The organism is Dyadobacter sp. CY312 (assembly GCF_021390535.1).
Classification (GTDB): Bacteria; Bacteroidota; Bacteroidia; order Cytophagales; family Spirosomataceae; genus Dyadobacter.
In genome coordinates this window covers 39,915-56,355 of the sequence record NZ_JAJUXG010000026.1, presented here as the reverse complement: position 1 = coordinate 56,355, position 16,441 = coordinate 39,915, and the positions used below count along the sequence as shown (strand labels likewise).

Below are 16,441 nucleotides of genomic sequence, written 5' to 3'. Positions count from 1 at the left end.
CAAACTACTCACCAGGAATATTTATTCCTTTCAAATACATCAAACTAAACTTGCTGTTGTTTTGTCCAAAGTCAGGCATAGAGTTCACAACTTTACTTAGGTCTACATCAGGAAATTTACTTGCTACAACACCTGCATCCTGACTATATCTGTTGGAAACCACATAGTACACCTCTGTTGACGGCCAATGACCCGATCCCCTACTGCGGCTACTATGCACTACACCCTCGTAATCTCCGATGTAATTGACATCTCCCCCAAACACCGTGAAAGGAAGTGAAAAATTTCCTTTCGGAAAAAATTTCGTTTGTCCCGATGAAATCGTCCAGTTGTAAAGTTTGTAATTCCCTTTTGGAAGTACGATGGCTTCATAACCCGTTTTTAAAGAATCGTTACTGATATCCGGTTCATAGGAAGAACCTCGGAGAGTTGTTTTAGTCTTCGTGTCAACATTAAGAATTTCAAGGCTATAGTAGTATTGCCAAGATGACTTGGGAGCAGAAAATGAAAATAGGATTACTCCATTAACCGTGTCGGCACTACTGTAATTCAGCTTTCTTGGAGACTGATTAATTTTCGGACTAGAACCGGCGCATCTAAACAAGAGAATAGATATTGCCAAAAACACAAATGCATTATTTAATTTAAACATTGATATGTAGAGGATAAAATACTGCCTTGCAAGACAGAAAAGCTTAGGAGCAAGATAATCAAAGGATGCGAGTTTTGGACTAAACAGAAATGAAAATCCTGTGTTTTTGAACACAATGGCTTATCTTTGCGCCACAAACATTAACCATCTCATGCTTACCAGGACCGTAAAGATCAGCAACGTTACCAATTTGTCAGATGCACGCTATTGTGCCGGAATGGGCGTGGAAATGCTTGGTTTTTCAATTGATGAAGATTCTCCGAATTACATTACTCCCAAAAAATTCGAAGATATATGTTCCTGGCTGGCTGGTGTTACGCTTGTAGCAGAGACGGCTCAATCCGATCCTGAAAATATTCTCAAATCCCTGAGCAACTATCCTGTGCATGCCGTACAGGTGGAAGACCCAGGTCTTCTTAACTACTTACACAGCGAACTGAATCTTCCGCTCATCCTCCGGATAAGTGTTGACACCTACGAGGCAGGTGAAGTGAGTTCAATTTTGAGCAGATATGAAGGCGACGTCACACATTTCTTGCTGGAAAGTGACAATGATGCCGAGCTTTCAGAAGAATGGATGCAAGTATTAGGTAACCTTTCTTCCGAATACCCTATTCTCACCGGTTTTGGATTGGACAATGAGTATTCCGTCAGCGCACTTACCGAACTTTTTCCGCAAATAGGAATTGCACTAAGAGGCAGCGAAGAAATCCGCCCGGGTTATAAGGACTTCGGCAGTATGATGGACATTCTTGAAGCACTAGAAGAGCAATAGACATTAACCGCAATAATACGCCCTAGATTTCGCTATGGACGCAATAGTATAAGTTTTTCGCAATAATATCCTTGCGACCATAGCGTAAACCGTTGCATCCATTGCGGTGAGATTTTGCTCCGTACATCCATTTTAACCTTTCAACACGTTACTTTACCGATAATAATGTTCCGGCTTGCAGTATCTTGCATAACCCACTACCTTTGATAACAAATAAACACTGAACCAACTCATGGAAAAGAAATTGCACCGTATTCCCGATCAGGCAGTATTTGGAGGAGTAGCGTCCGGAATTGCCCAATATTTTCAAATAGACGTTGTTATCATCCGCGTACTGTTCGTGGTGATGCTGTTTCTTCCTATTCCACCAAGTTTCGGATGGACAGGAATTCTATATATCATTCTCTGGGCCGTGCTACCAACCGGGCCGTCGGTGCCTTATGACAGCACTGTGAATCTGGATTCCAATCCATTTAAATCCAGCGATCCCGTGGCGGACAAAAAACGGTCTGACCAAACGATCATGATTCTAGGTGGCGTGCTCATTTTCTTTGGCGGTATGATGCTTGTAGACGATCTGCCGATCTGGTATAAAATCAAATCCTATTTCTGGCCTATCGCCTTAATCGCAGTTGGTGCTTTCCTTATTCTTCGCCAACGCGATAAAGCACAGGAAAGCGACACAAATACAACAGTATATCCGACCACTCCTGCGCCAACTGAACCGGTTGATCCGACTCCTGTAGAGCCAGATCCGCAACCGTACACACCGTTCAGTTCCACCCACTCGCCAACCCATTTTCCGGAAGATCCTGAAAATAAAAAGCCTGGCGATGAAGAAGATGACCAGGTGATCAAAGTGAATTAAGCCAGTAAATTGCAAATATTGAGCAGTTATAATTCAACCATTAATAAAATTAGCGCCATGAACTTTAAAAACATTTTCTGGGGAGTCATCCTCATCATTGTGGGTTCTCTCTTCCTTGTAGAAGAACTTACAGATTTTGACTTCGGCAGGTTTTTCTGGCCCATCATCATGATTGTGTCGGGCGGGCTGCTTTTGCTCAAAAACTTTCTAAAAACTGATTACTCCAACCAATCAAATATCTAAGCAACATGAGAACTTCAAGAGGCATCGTTTGGGGTGGATTACTGGTTATACTTGGAACATTCTGGCTGTTGCGCAATATGGATCTGATCCATATTCAATGGAGCGCAGTGCTTCCTTACTGGCCTGTCCTGCTTATTGCAGCGGGGCTAATTCTTGTGGTCACCAGAAGTGGCAATGGTATTTCGGGAGGACTCGTTGCATTGCTGATCACGCTGGCGGTATTTGGTGGCATTGTTAATAAAACCGATCGTAAGTTTAACCATGACAGAGACTGGAATTTCAATTGGAACGACGATGACAATGAGGAACATGATCGCTACGACAATGATGACGAAGAGCAACAGGAAAAAGATCAGGAGTATCTGAAAGATCGTGGAGGGAAGGATGGCAAGGCGATTAATGGCTCTTACCAGTACGACATGGAAGATTTTATTGAGAAAGCGAACTTCAATCTGGAAGGTGGAGCAGGCTCATTTACGATGGACGGAAATACCACCAAGCTGTATGAAGCGACCACACGCAGCTCGTTTGTTGGATTCTTATCCAATACATCAATTAATAAACTTGATCACAGCGCCACTGTAAATCTCAAAATGGAGGATGGCAATGTAAAAATCAAGGATGGAAAAGTTTCCAACGAAGCCAGAATCCATTTAAATGAAAAACCAGTCTGGAAAATCGATCTTGGAATTGGTGCTGGGAAGGGCGACTTCGATTTCAGTAATTACAAGATAGAAAAGCTGAAAGTGAGTACTGGTGTGGCCGACATGAAGATTAAATTAGGAAATAAATTTGCCAATTCGGAGGTTGATATTGAAGCTGGTGTAGCCTCTGTTACTCTGGAAATACCATCGGACAGCGGTTGCGAAATGCGTATGGAAGGAGCATTGAATTCCAAGCACTTTGATGGTATGGATAAAATCAGCGACGGTCTTTACCGCTCCGCGGGATACGATCAGGCGAAAAACAAAATCACTGTTAGTTACGAAGGAGGACTTACAAGCTTTAACCTCAGAAGGTACTAGTAACGGGCATTACCGGTACTGAAATAAATTTCAAATGAATATCTTTGCCAGCTATGGTTAAAGGTATTCATTTTTTATGCGCTCATATTTCCTATTTTTCCTCTGCTCATTTTCTTTTTTCTGTTTTGCCCAAAAAGAAAAAAAAGCTGCACCCCATACCGCATTGCCTGAAATTGAAGAACGAATGATCAGTCAGGGTTTGGTAGATATACAAAAACTTGATCCCGAGATTCTCGTTGATCTCAAATATTCAACAACAGATAATTTTATCGGCAAGGATGTGTACGGTGATCTTACCAGAGCTTACCTGCAACCGGAAATGGCAAGACGACTGGTGCAGGCACATCAACTGTTGCGCAAAACAAAACCCGGTTACAAATTTCTGATTTACGATGCTGCCCGTCCCAATTCCGCTCAATACGAATTGTGGAAAGCATTGGATGCACTTAAGATTCCGGAGCGTAGTAAAACCCAATATGTAGCAGATCCAAAAATTGGATCCAATCATAATTTTGGTTGCGCCATTGACCTCACTGTTACAGATGAAAAAGGTGTTCCGCTAGATATGGGAACCAAGTATGACTTTTTTGGTCCACTTGCCTACCCTCGTTCTGAGGCCGAAATGTTGAGACTTGGAAAACTAACCCAGAAGCAAATTTCAAACCGAAAAATTTTGCGTTCAGCTATGACTCTAGCCGGATTCACGCAAAACACAACGGAATGGTGGCATTATGACGGCATGTCAAAAAAAGCAGCAAGAGCAAAATACGGCATGATTAAGTAGAAACTACTCTTTCCGAAGCGTACTGCCGCCCGATAACTCCTGTTTTACAGACGGATTTCCTTTATACCGAACGGTACTTGCACTGCTGGCTTCAACATCCAGCAAACGCGAAACCCAAATACGAGCGGTGCTCGCTCCTGATAAATTCAGATCAGATTCTTCGGCAAGCCAGTTGGAAGCTTCCAGTTTAGATGCGCCGGAAAGCTCGCCATCCAAAAACCTCGATTCACCCGACAAATTAAGCTGTGAGGCACCATCCAGATCAAATTGGAGCGTACGTGCAGACCCTGAGAAGCTACATCTTGACGCACCCGAAAGTTCAAGATCAATGGCGGTTTCAACTTCAAAACCGGCTATATCTCCATCCACGGCACCTGAGAAATCGACAGATCTGAGCTGTGGCATTGTAATGTCAATATCCATTTCCTGACGCTTCCGCCATGAATTTTTGTACCGTACCACGAGTTTGCCTTCACTTACAAAAATGTTCAGATCGTCAAGATCGTTGCGCTCTCCCTTAGCTGAAACAGCGTAGTCCGAACCTGCCCTCACTGTTACCCGAAATGCATTGTCCATTTCCAGCTGGTCAAAATCTCTCAGTCCGAAGGTCTGTGTGGTAACGCCTCTCAACGGAATATTGTCTTCTGAATTGATGTAAATACACGATTGTAAGGTTGTGAGAATGGATAGAAATAGGACGTAAAAGAATAATTTTTTCATGGCTAATAAATTAAATGGCATTCCCATTACAGACAACTCATAAGACGTTAACCCCCAACATCAATAATATTTTTTGACATAGGGGTAAAATGTTTCAGGATTGTCGTGGTAAAAAGGAAAATTCAACCGTGTCAGCGACCGCTCTTGTATATAGAAACGCAGTAATCGAAAGAGATTTCATATTTTTGGACCGAAACCAAAAATTTAGAGCGTTGTACCCTACCGACCCGGATATTGTCAGTGCGATCAGGCAAGGTGATGAAAAAGCATTTGAACAAACATTTCGAAAGTATTACGAGCGTTTGTGCCAATATGCATGCTCATTGCTGAAAGACGAAGATGAATCGGAAGAGGTTGTACAAACCGTTTTCTTCACGATCTGGGAAAAACGTGCCGATCTGGAAATAACACTTTCCCTGAAATCCTATTTATACAGGGCCGTTCACAACCATTGTCTCAACCGTTTCAAACACGCGACTGTCCGTGAGGCACATAAGGAATATACAGAGCATTTTCTTCCTCAGTCACATGATTCAGTAACGGAAGTAATTCATGCCAATGAACTGGAAGAACGTATTGAAAAAGCGGTGAGTACATTGCCGGACCAGTGTCAGAAAGCATTTCGGATGAGTCGCTTTGAAGAACTTAAATACCAGGAAATTGCAGATCAGCTTGGAATTTCTATAAAAACAGTGGAAAATCAGATTGGCAAAGCTTTGAAGATATTAAGAGCCGAACTTGCGGCCTATCTTCCATCCATGTTTTTGTCAATGTACTTATTCGTCGAACAGCTAACCAAACCGTAACCATGAACAAACCTCATGAAAACATACCGGAGGAGCTGTTGACGAGATATTTGTCAAAAACAGCCTCTAAACAAGAATTAGAACAGGTCAATGCCTGGCTGACACAATCTGCCGATAATGAACAGGAATTGAATGCCTACCGAATTATTTGGGAGAAAACAGATCAAATGGGTCAAAAAAAATTCCGGGTAGATACAGATAACGCCTGGAAGAAAGTAAAGGCTCAAATGGAAACTTCAAAAGGGAATGGTATAAGTCAAATAAAACAAACCGCTATTGAGGAAACAACTATAAAATCGATTGCAGTAAAGAAAAAACTCCCGCCATATATGTGGGCAGCAGCTGCAGTGGCTTTGCTTGTCATGTCTTATGGCTGGTTTATTACTCGTCAGGGAAATCCGGTTACTCAATCTTTCCAAATAGCTACTTTACAAAATACAACCGAGCAAATTCTGCCTGACGGCTCAAAGGTATTCTTGAATTATAACTCCGCTTTAACCTACCCGGAAAACTTTGATGGAGATCTGAGATCCGTCTCCTTACAGGGAGAAGCGTTTTTCGAAATTAAGCCAGACAGCGCCCATCCGTTTATTATTGAGGCGAACGGTGTGGAAGTAAAAGTGCTGGGAACTTCATTTAACGTAAAAGCTTACTCGAAAGAACCCGTTAGGGTGGATGTAGCCACAGGAAAAGTAGCCGTTAAAAAAGCGGGCACTACGCTGAATCTGGTCAAAGGAGAAAGTGCAGTAGTTTTGAAAGACACAATCAGAAGTATAATACCAGACGCGAATACGATGGGCTACCGCACCGGAATTTTTGATTTTAATGCCTCCAATCTCGAAGATGTTGTAACATCAATACGAAACGGCTACCACATTGATCTTCGGTTGGCAAATGAACGTACCGCCCAATGCAGACTGACCATCAGATTCGAAAAGGAGCCCGTAGATGCCACACTGGCTGTAATCGCCGAAACGCTTGATCTGAAAATCAGGAAGGAAGGCGAAGTGTATTGGCTGGAAGGAAACGGATGCCAGTAATATCTTCCCTTTGTGAATATCAATACTAATTTTTGCTGCCTTGAAAAATCGTTACTCTCTTTCTTTTCTTTTAGTTATCTGTATGATCTTACTGGCGTCCGTCACAGGAATGTCTCAGAATGTGCTGGAAAAGAAAATTTCGATAAGGGTAACCAATCAGCCTTTGGATGAAGTTCTGAAAAAAATAGAGAATCTTGGAAATTTTAGCTTTTCGTACAGTCCTGATGCCATAGATGTTAAAAGAAATATATCTTTACAGGCTAACAATCTAACTATCAGAGAAATACTTAATGACATTTTTAAGAGTAAGGTAAATTTCAAAGAGCGTAGAAAATACATCATTCTCCAAAATGCTCCTCCTGAAAAAGAAGATGCGGTTCCGGAGAACTTCAATCTGAACGGTTATATCATTGATCAGAAAACAGGAGAGAAGCTTGCCAATGCCAGTATTTACGAATCCGTAACGCTGGCATCTACCATTAGTAATCAGTTTGGTTACTATAAAATAAAACTCCCTACATCCAAAACATCGTTACGACTCGAAGTAAGGAAAGAAGATTATATTGCCAGGTCCATTACGGTAGCCAATCGGAAAGACACCTATTTCCCGATCGGAATGAATCCGGATACACTCAAACCGATATCGTCCATTTCACCCAAAATACCACAACGATCCGACTCCCTTCACCAACGCTTAACCATACCTCAATACAAATCACCGGTGATGGATTCCCTGGCAATAGAAGAAGCACGGATAACGGATGCCCGACGTTATGAAAATTTAAGAAAAACCTATCTTACCCTGCAAAGCGAAGTACAGAATGCATTTGCGTCGGCACGGCAGGCGATCAATATCAAAAACATCAGCGACACACTTTACAGACCTTTCCAGGCTTCCATTTTGCCATTTCTGGGTACGAATCATCATTTGAGTGGTAACGTGGTAAATAACGTTTCCTTAAACTTTTTCGCAGGTTATTCTCTGGGAGTTAGTGCGTTCGAACTTGGTGCATTTTTGAATGTTGTCAGAGGCAATGTCACTGGTTTTCAGCTGGCCGGAATCGGTAACATTGTAGGTAATGACGTCACAGGTTTTCAATATGCCAATATGCTGAACCTCACACTGGGTAATTTTACAGGTTTCCAGGGATCACAAATGCTGAACTATACAGGCCAGAATTTCCGGGGTTTCCAGCTAGCCGGTGTGGGTAACGTGGTAGTGGGTACACTCAACGGATACCAGCTCTCGGGGGTATATAACTATGCTCATACCGTGGATAGCGGGCATCAGATAGGGCTTATTAACTATGCCAATTATTCCAAAACAGTACCTTTTGGAATTTTTAGCTATGTTCGCAGGAACGGTTATCGGAGATACGAATTTGGCAGCAATGAATTTGACTATTTCTCCTTTTCCTTCAAAACAGGGGTAAGCAGATTTTACAACATTTTCTCACTTGGTTTCAGCGGTCTTTCCAATGACAAATCCATTGGAACATTGGGCTATGGATTTGGTACAGCACAAAGGCTAGGTAAAAACTGGATGATCAATGCGGATCTGACTGCAAATGTGGTACTTGTTAAAAATCAGAATATTGATGAAATACCGGCAGGACTTTTCAGATTTTCCACAAGCATCGAAAAGAAATTTGGTCAGCGTTTCGCACTCTTCGCAGGGCCATCTATTAATCTGCTTTCGAGCAACTACACCGGCTTTGTAAATACAGAAAAAAGCAATGTTATCAGCCCAATCTGGCTGGGTAAAAAGCCCGACAGTCAGACAAAAAATTATGGTTGGATCGGTTTTCAGGCAGGGATCCGGTTTTGTAATTGGAATTGAAAATGATAACTTTAAACCAGTAGAATTCAAATTGCTTGCATTCCAAAGGTTTGATATAAAGTAGAAATGTTTCCATATCATTTACCCGAAAAACGCTTCCTTATCTTTCTGTTAGCTTACACAGTCATATTGGCTATCAGTTTTCAGATAACGCAATCGGTGGTATTTACTAAATATTCCAGTCTGACATGGACTGTTCTGTTTGACCTGACCATAATACCTTTTGGGCTGTTTTACTATCTCATCGGTAAGCCACTTTCGCTATCCGGTCTACGACTCATTCTGGTTCTTTCTCTGATTTTAAGAATTGCATTTTTTATCACTCCTTCGCAGCTAAGTTTCTGGCCTGTATTGCTGATACTCCTTGAAAGTATTGTACTCTCCACAGTTCTTGTTCGAATACGCTACTTGACCAGAACGTTCAAGCAGTTTCGAATATATCAGGACTTTGAAACTGCACTCACAACTACATTTCAAAACATTTTCGGTTCCAAAGTAACCCCTTTTATTTGCTCTGAAATTCTGATCGTATACTACGGTTTGTTGGGATTTACTCTCAAAAATGATATCTGTGTACATCGAAAAGCAGTTACGACTCACAAAAAATCTGCTCAAACAGCGATAATGTTTGCTATAATTCTAATTGGCATTATCGAAACCTGGGCTGTCCATCTTATGCTTACGAAATGGAGCACAATGGTTTCATATATTGTCTCAGGAATAAGCCTATATGGTTTATTATTCATTCTGGCAGAGCTTTTTGCTGGTATTAAACGCCCATCATATCTAACCAATGACAAGTTTCAGATAAGATTGGGTATGAGATGGAGGGCAAGTATTCCCTTCTCTTTAATTGACGATGTGAGTTTTGTAAGACAGAGCCCGAAAAAAGGAAAAGATGCTTTGAATGCATCATTGTTGGTCACTCCAAATATCCTAATCGCTTTCAAAACACCAACGAAAATCGATGGCCCCTATGGAATACAAAGGACCGTCTTGAAGCTTTCACTCTTTGTGGATGAACCAGGTAAATTTATTGAGGCGATCAAGGAGACTGGTCCAACTAATTTCTGAACAGTGCAAAATAAAAAAAGCCACGGAGAATAAACATCTCCATGGCTCTGTATAATTTCCTATCCAGTTTTAAAACCCAATCCTTCGCCTCGAACCGTTCAATACATTTCCTTTTACGTATTCATTCAGTTCAGCCAATTCCTTTTCGAAACCGCCTGACAAAATTGGGAAACGACACCAGGATCTTGGATCAAGATTGAGATCATCCAAATGAAACGATGGCGCATAACGTTCACGTTTCCATTGATTTCGGCTCCATAGCTTAAAGAAACGCTCTGTCCATGCATGAATCTGTTCGGGTGCATAAAGTCCTTTGTAACGAACCAGTAAAGTCCGAAAGGCATCAACAGGCGCTTTTTTGTCTCTTATGGCAAGTTTTTCCAAAGCATCAAGAAAATCATAAGGCATAAGATCTGCTTCGTCCGTCTGGTTTCTTTCCAAAGGTCGTAGCTCTGCGGTAGGTTGCAGGCTGTTCACCTTTTTTAGTCCTTCAATTTTGATATGTTTGCCTTTCACTTCGCACCCCTGCGTTTCCAGCCATCTCAGCCATTGCCGCAAATAATGCTTATCAATACCCGCCAACGGACTGATACTTCCAGCGGTATCACCATCCATGGTTGCATAACCAACCGCCACTTCCGACCTATTGGAAGTAGCAAGGAGCAAATGGTTGGACAAGTTCGTAAGCAACCAAACTCCGGGAGCGCGTACCCGGGCCTGAATGTTCTGCAAAGCGATGTCATCTTCCTGCCACGACAGCCGTCTCCCAATCTGATCTTCGATCAAACCTTTGTAGGTTTCTACCAGCCCGTTAATATTGATATTATAAAAAGTCGATCCAATTGAATGTGCAAGAGATCTGGCCGATTCCAGCGTATCTTTGGAGCTGTTCTCAGTCCCCTGATAAATATTGTGTATCAAAACCAGAGCCAGATCTTCTTCTGTTTTAGCAGTCTGGATGTGCTTGATGTACGAAAGTTTCTGCTTCACTCGCTTCATCCCAATGCTTTCATCGGCAAGGCGGATCATGAGTCCGCACAGAGCAGTACAAGCACAGGAATCTGCGCCACCCGACAGCGATATAGTGAAACCGTTGGATCTACTTTTTCGCAAATAATCAAAAAGACCAAGGCATACGGCTCTGGCAAATTCTTCTTCTTTTATCGCACCTCCTTTTTCAAAAGCCTCTAATTCCGCAACTTGTGGCAAAACAGGTTCTATTTCCGGGAAATCGAATCTTCCGGAGACACGCCAGCTTTTGTCTTTGGACGGAGCCGAAATATAGTTTTGAATTTGACTCAATCTTGTAACGTCGGTATCAATTACAGCGGTCGTAACAAAGAAATCCTCATAGCTAAACCTTGGACTGCTCACCAGCAATTCACCATTGGAAGCCACCATGGCATCACCATCGTAAATAGCCTTACCAGCTTCATTTCCTAATAAATTGGTATAAATATAACTGCATGCAAATGTTCGGGAAGCATCTACAACCAGGCGTTCACGTGTCATGAATTTATTAAAAGCAAAATGACTTGCACTTGGATTCAGAATGATATCCACGCCTCTTTCATAGTGCCTGCGCGCAGGACGGTTGGAAACCCAGCCATCTTCACAAATTTCAAACCCGATACGCACACCATGCGTACCTCCCTGCAAAGGACTTCCTGACAAATCAAAAATGACATCACCAATCGGATAATTCATTTGATTGATTTCAATACTATCTACAACGCCTGGCTGCCAGGGACGAAACCAACGTGCTTCATAATGAATGCCATTGTTTGCAAGATTCTGTTTGCAGTAAAAACCAAGTATCTGTTTATTGGCGATCAGACAGGCAGCATTGTACAAGCTGTTATTATGCCTCAAAGGCAAGCCCACAGCCACTGTGATACCTGCCGTTTCATCCACAATATCCAACAAACATTTCTGGGCCTGCTCAACCAGATCAGGAGCGAAAAAATAATCTTCACAACCATATCCGGAAATACAAAGCTCAGGCATACACAACAGGCTCACAGACTGTTTCCTTGCCTCTTCTATTGCCCCAATAATATGTTTGGTATTCGATTCCCAGGCCATCGGTGTTTGGTTCACCACCCCGGATGCTACTTTTATCTGTGGCATATTATATGTTATTCGATTATGATATCGTGATTAAAACTTCAACAGAAATCTGTCTGCAACTTAACAAAAAATGAGGAGAAGAAGTTATTGAGCGGCTGTCGGCTAAAATGTGCCATTCCTATATAAAGTTCATTTGCATCCATTTTAGTTTTGACCGTTGAGATAGCAAACTGTTTGGGGAAAGTTACATACCGACCGTTCAGTCCGCTAAAAAGCGTACAAACCGGGATCTTCCACCAAAGCCCCTTACCTCCTCCGACTCCACCTTCCCTTTTTTTTTCTATTTTTGCCAAACAAAAAAATTAAACCAGCGCAGTACCCTTGCAATTTCCCTCATTTATCGCCAAACGAATTCGTCACAATGAAGCAGGTTCCTTCTCTGCAACGGTTTCGCGTATCGGTATTGCCAGTATTGCCATCGGTGTAGCTGTCGGGATTATCGCATTTGCCGTTCTCTTAGGCTTTAAACAAACCATTCAGCAGAAGATTTTCCTGTTCGGGGCACACATCAATGTGAGTGCATTCACAATGGGGAATACTTATGAAGAAGGTCCGCTCCCACTCAAAAATCCTATTGCAGAAGAATTACCTAAAATACCGGAAATTGATCATTGGCAGGTTGTGGCCAATAAATCGGGTATTCTGAAAACACCTGATGAAATTAAAGGTGTTGTGTTGAAAGGCGTTGGAAAAGATTATGACTGGGATACTTTCAAAAAAAGTCTCGTTTCCGGTCGACTGATCGGTTATAAAGATTCTTCATCCATTAATTACGGATACTCTTCGGAAGTCATTATAAGTCAAAAAATTGCATCACAGCTTCGTCTCAAATCAGGGGATGATGTGATCATGTATTCGTTACAAAACCCACCACGACCCCGAAAGCTTACGATTGCAGGTATCTACAATACCCAAATGGAAGAATTTGACAACGTATTGATGATAGGTGACCTCGCGCTCGTGCAGCGGCTCAACAACTGGGGACCAGATTCCGTTGGTACTTATGAAATTTACCTAAAAGATTTTGCCAAGATAGATGATGTTTCCAACCAACTGAGGAAAGTACTGCCTCCGGCAGTTTATCTGCAAAAGGTCACGACCAGCTTTCCACAAATTTTCGACTGGCTTATTTTGCTCGATCGTAATACCGCCGTTTTCCTTTCGCTGATATTGTTTGTAGCCTGTTTCAACATGATCTCCATTTTATTGGTAATGATCATGGAAAGAACGCCGCTGATCGGTCTGTTAAAAACACTGGGTAGCCCAAACAAACAAATTAGAATGGTGTTTTTTCAGGTAGGAATACACATGGTGCAAAAGGGATTGTTAATTGGAAACGGCGTTGGGCTACTGTTTTGCTGGTTGCAACATCAGTACAAATTAATATCCCTTGATCCTGTCAATTACTACATGGACACTGTGCCAATTGTATTCGACTGGTCGATATTTGCGCTTGTAAATGTGGTTACCATCGTTGTTTCCGCACTTATATTACTTATTCCAACACTGATCATCACCCGAATTCAGCCTATCAAAGCGTTGCTTTTCAAGAAATAAAAATCAGGATAAGAGTCTGTTCAGAAACCTGAAATCTGTTTTAAAGTCAGTGACAGGCAGGAATTTCACCTCTTTAAAATTAGCAGCGAGCGGATTTAGAATAATGTTTCTTTCTGAGGGAATAATGGCAGAAGGAACAGAAAAAGCCACGATAGACAAATCACTCAATATCTGCGCTCCCAGCCATTGCGAATAGGAAATATCTTCCTCCCAACGAGATTTGAAAAGCTTAGTATCTGCATGAAATATCCCATTCTCATCATCCGGTATTTCAATTTTCAGCAATCCAATTCGGCTCATATTCTCCTTTGACTTTGCATGGACGTACTTTTCCAAAAATGCCAAAGACGCATGTTCACTCGTGTAGATGCAGGAGTAACCTTCCGGGTTCCATCTCCCGCCAAACAGCCTCGCTCCGGTTCCCGTTTGGTCATGAATGTAATCCATGGCGGCCAGGCGATATACCATCATATGTACACGCCATGCTCCATACGCCCCAACTCGTTACATACCAGCTTCACGCCCCAAAATGATTGCAGTGCAGAAAAATCAATGGTTTTATCCAGGATTGATTTAGGTTGGCGCAGCCATTCGTCGAAGTGTTTTACCTCACCAAAAACCTGAATGCCTATTGCAGCCATGTTTTCGAGCTGATATAGATGCTCTGCATAAAGCCCTTCAAACGGCTTGTTTTCTTTCAGGTAACGCTGCAAAGTTCGGTCGCTTATATGCAAAATAGCAGCCCATTCCAATTGTGTAAAGAGCAGTTTTTGTGACAAAGAATTAAAATCAGCAATTGAGAAAGCAGCGATTTTATCCTTTGCAAAATAAAGAACTTCCGGCTCTGACGCCATTTGCAGGGGAAGTTCCCTCGGCATCTTATAGTTAATCGCTTTCACAATATCCGTATTTTGTCATACAAACATACGACATTTTTACAAAATACAAATATCTATTCCTGAATATCTTACAAGACATTTACCATTTTACATTATGAAGCATTTCCGCACCTTTTAACAAGGTATCATCATTTTTTGCAAAGCAAAATCTCAGGACTTTGTAATCAACTGCTTCATTGTAAAACGAAGATAAAGGTATGGAAGCCACGCCTGCTTCACGAGTTAGCCGCTCTGCCAGGTATAGGTCGTGCTCCCCGGACAGATGATGGTAAGAAACATTTTGAAAGAAACTCCCTTCCGAAGGCTTTATCTCAAACCCAATATCATTGATGGAATTGATAAAAAGGTTTCTCTTCTTTTCATAAAACGCAGACAAGCCAAGATAATGTTCCGGCTCGAATAGGTACTCCGCCAAAGCAAACTGCGCAGGTGTGTTGACACTGAACACCAGATACTGATGTATTTTACGAAATTCAGCACTAATCTCTTTCGGAGCCAGGCAGTAGCCAACTTTCCAACCAGTAATGTGAAAGGTTTTACCGAACGAACCACACACAAAGGTCCTGTTGGCAAGAGATGGTATCGCAGACGCGGAAACATGACTTCTTCCGTCAAAAATAATGTGCTCATACACTTCATCGCTGATCACGGCCACATCATGCTTAGTGGTCAATTCTCCCAGCTTTTGCAGATCACTTTCTGTCCAAAGCTTACCTGTCGGATTATGCGGTGTATTAATGATAACCGCCTTTGTCTTAGCTGAAAAACGTGTTGCCACCACATCCCAGTCAATTCCGTCATAGAGAGGATCCAGGGTAACATACACAGGAATCCCACCGTTGAGCTCAATAGCCGGAACATAACTGTCGTAAGCCGGTTCAAACACAATAACTTCGTCGCCCGGATGCACCGCCACACTTATTGCAACATATAACGCTTCACTGGCTCCGCTGGTTATCGTTATTTCAGATTCCGGATGATATTCCACTCCCGTCGCAGCATACGTTTTCTTAGAAATCGCTTCTCTCAGAGCCATTACACCTGCCATGGGTGCGTATTGATTTTTCCCCGACCGGACATATCGATCCATCAGTATCTGAAGACCTGGTGAACAATCGAACTCGGGAAATCCCTGCGACAAATTGATGGCTTTGTATTCCTCAGCCAATTTCGACATTTTAGTAAAAATGGTAGTTCCAACCTTAGGGAGTTTAGATCGGATTTCTGTCCCGGCAGATAACATATTTAATTCTGTAATAATAAAAACAGGAATAGGAACAACAAAAAAAGCCCGTATCAGCAACGGAAGCTTCAAATATAGTCGATAGCTACCAGCGGATACGGGGTGTCAAAATATAATTACCAACTACTTTTTACCTTTCCAGGCGTATACCTCTCTGAGCAATGTTTTTGTGTCGGGTGAATGATCAAAATTTTCGTCTATAAATGTGTATGAGACCCTCCTGTCTTTACCTATCACAAAAAGCGAAGGTGTAAATACCTCTTCTGAAATACCTGCAATACGATCCCATATAGGCGAGGTTTCCGAATAAACCCCGTACGTCCTTGCCACATTATGATCTCTGTCATGAACAATCGTAAGTTCTGTATCCAATTTTCTTGTAAGGCGCTCAATGTATTTGGAAGATTCATTACTTAGCACCAACAATTGTCCTCCCAATGCTTCGATTTTCGGCGCAATCTCTTGCAACATATTCAAATGTTTCGGTGCATAACTTCCCCAGCATGTACAATAGAAACTTAAAACAAGCGGTCGGTTTCTTAGTAATTCTATCAGCGACCTCGATTCGTTGGAGCCCGAAATAGACGTTACCTGAAAACCTTCGTCTGGTTTCAAATAAAACAATGGTGCAAAATCACCTGCTTTAAGAACCTCAATTGGTTCCTCCACAAATTTTTCCCGTAGTTGAATGGTAGAAATATTTCCTACTTCATCCTCAATTTCATAATACATATTTGCCAGGGTTGTATTGATTCTGTCACAAATATATTTAAATCTATATAATC

Annotated in this window: 18 protein-coding genes; 10 read left to right on the top strand and 8 right to left on the bottom strand. The window is 41.9% G+C overall.

The features are described from left to right. Window positions 1-4: 4 nt before the first annotated feature. A complete protein-coding gene (locus LZG71_RS27520; RefSeq protein WP_233825950.1) occupies window positions 5-652 on the bottom strand; it encodes a hypothetical protein in 648 nt (215 codons plus the stop codon). A 151-nt stretch (window positions 653-803) separates the two neighbouring features. On the opposite strand from LZG71_RS27520, the gene LZG71_RS27515 reads away from it, so the two are divergent. The 5 genes from LZG71_RS27515 (at window position 804) to LZG71_RS27495 (ending at window position 4,347) form a co-directional block, all read left to right on the top strand. Then, the gene (locus tag LZG71_RS27515; protein WP_233825949.1) at window positions 804-1,427 is read left to right on the top strand and encodes a hypothetical protein; all 624 of its coding nucleotides are present in this window, start codon (window positions 804-806) and stop codon (window positions 1,425-1,427) included. A gap of 232 nt (window positions 1,428-1,659) precedes the next feature. Then, the gene (locus LZG71_RS27510; protein ID WP_233825948.1) at window positions 1,660-2,295 is read left to right on the top strand and encodes a PspC domain-containing protein; all 636 of its coding nucleotides are present in this window, start codon (window positions 1,660-1,662) and stop codon (window positions 2,293-2,295) included. Between the two features lie 57 nt (window positions 2,296-2,352). Beyond that, window positions 2,353-2,538 (top strand): LiaI-LiaF-like domain-containing protein, encoded by a 186-nt coding sequence (locus LZG71_RS27505; RefSeq protein WP_233825947.1) that lies wholly within the window; start codon window positions 2,353-2,355, stop codon window positions 2,536-2,538. A 5-nt stretch (window positions 2,539-2,543) separates the two neighbouring features. Continuing rightward, window positions 2,544-3,563 (top strand): LiaF transmembrane domain-containing protein, encoded by a 1,020-nt coding sequence (locus LZG71_RS27500; protein WP_233825946.1) that lies wholly within the window; start codon window positions 2,544-2,546, stop codon window positions 3,561-3,563. A 76-nt stretch (window positions 3,564-3,639) separates the two neighbouring features. After that, a complete protein-coding gene (locus LZG71_RS27495) occupies window positions 3,640-4,347 on the top strand; it encodes a M15 family metallopeptidase (protein WP_233825945.1) in 708 nt (235 codons plus the stop codon). Window positions 4,348-4,350: 3 nt separating this feature from the next. Here the strand turns inward: LZG71_RS27495 and LZG71_RS27490 are convergent, their stop codons facing one another. Next, complete coding sequence (locus LZG71_RS27490; protein WP_233825944.1) at window positions 4,351-5,067, bottom strand: head GIN domain-containing protein; 717 nt, start codon at window positions 5,065-5,067, stop codon at window positions 4,351-4,353. Window positions 5,068-5,252: 185 nt separating this feature from the next. Between LZG71_RS27490 and LZG71_RS27485 the strand changes: the two genes are divergently transcribed. The 4 genes from LZG71_RS27485 (at window position 5,253) to LZG71_RS27470 (ending at window position 9,827) form a co-directional block, all read left to right on the top strand. Continuing rightward, complete coding sequence (locus LZG71_RS27485; RefSeq protein WP_409013687.1) at window positions 5,253-5,873, top strand: RNA polymerase sigma-70 factor; 621 nt, start codon at window positions 5,253-5,255, stop codon at window positions 5,871-5,873. A 2-nt stretch (window positions 5,874-5,875) separates the two neighbouring features. After that, a complete protein-coding gene (locus LZG71_RS27480; RefSeq protein ID WP_233825943.1) occupies window positions 5,876-6,913 on the top strand; it encodes a FecR domain-containing protein in 1,038 nt (345 codons plus the stop codon). Window positions 6,914-6,995: 82 nt separating this feature from the next. Continuing rightward, window positions 6,996-8,753: an STN and carboxypeptidase regulatory-like domain-containing protein gene (locus LZG71_RS27475; protein ID WP_233825942.1), complete on the top strand. Its 1,758-nt coding sequence runs from the start codon at window positions 6,996-6,998 to the stop codon at window positions 8,751-8,753. 66 nt (window positions 8,754-8,819) lie between these two features. Continuing rightward, entirely contained in the window at window positions 8,820-9,827 is a 1,008-nt protein-coding gene (locus tag LZG71_RS27470; RefSeq protein ID WP_233825941.1) for a hypothetical protein, read from the top strand. 69 nt (window positions 9,828-9,896) lie between these two features. On the opposite strand, the gene nadE is transcribed toward LZG71_RS27470, so the two are convergent. Both nadE and LZG71_RS27460 read right to left on the bottom strand, forming a co-directional pair. Then, on the bottom strand, window positions 9,897-11,957 hold the full coding sequence (gene nadE / locus LZG71_RS27465; protein ID WP_233825940.1) for an NAD(+) synthase: 2,061 nt from the start codon (window positions 11,955-11,957) through the stop codon (window positions 9,897-9,899). Window positions 11,958-11,995: 38 nt separating this feature from the next. After that, a complete protein-coding gene (locus LZG71_RS27460) occupies window positions 11,996-12,250 on the bottom strand; it encodes a hypothetical protein (RefSeq protein WP_233825939.1) in 255 nt (84 codons plus the stop codon). 28 nt (window positions 12,251-12,278) lie between these two features. On the opposite strand from LZG71_RS27460, the gene LZG71_RS27455 reads away from it, so the two are divergent. Further along, the gene (locus tag LZG71_RS27455; RefSeq protein ID WP_233825938.1) at window positions 12,279-13,514 is read left to right on the top strand and encodes an FtsX-like permease family protein; all 1,236 of its coding nucleotides are present in this window, start codon (window positions 12,279-12,281) and stop codon (window positions 13,512-13,514) included. A gap of 3 nt (window positions 13,515-13,517) precedes the next feature. Here the strand turns inward: LZG71_RS27455 and LZG71_RS27450 are convergent, their stop codons facing one another. The 4 genes from LZG71_RS27450 to LZG71_RS27435 form a co-directional block, all read right to left on the bottom strand. Beyond that, window positions 13,518-13,985, bottom strand: a complete 468-nt coding sequence (locus LZG71_RS27450) for an RES family NAD+ phosphorylase (protein WP_233825937.1) — start codon at window positions 13,983-13,985, stop codon at window positions 13,518-13,520. Then, on the bottom strand, window positions 13,982-14,413 hold the full coding sequence (locus LZG71_RS27445; RefSeq protein WP_233825936.1) for a hypothetical protein: 432 nt from the start codon (window positions 14,411-14,413) through the stop codon (window positions 13,982-13,984). The genes LZG71_RS27450 and LZG71_RS27445 overlap by 4 nt, the downstream gene beginning before the upstream one ends. A gap of 79 nt (window positions 14,414-14,492) precedes the next feature. Further along, window positions 14,493-15,656 (bottom strand): methionine aminotransferase, encoded by a 1,164-nt coding sequence (locus LZG71_RS27440; RefSeq protein ID WP_233825935.1) that lies wholly within the window; start codon window positions 15,654-15,656, stop codon window positions 14,493-14,495. A gap of 123 nt (window positions 15,657-15,779) precedes the next feature. Then, a complete protein-coding gene (locus LZG71_RS27435) occupies window positions 15,780-16,388 on the bottom strand; it encodes a peroxiredoxin (RefSeq protein ID WP_233825934.1) in 609 nt (202 codons plus the stop codon). Window positions 16,389-16,441: the final 53 nt, after the last annotated feature.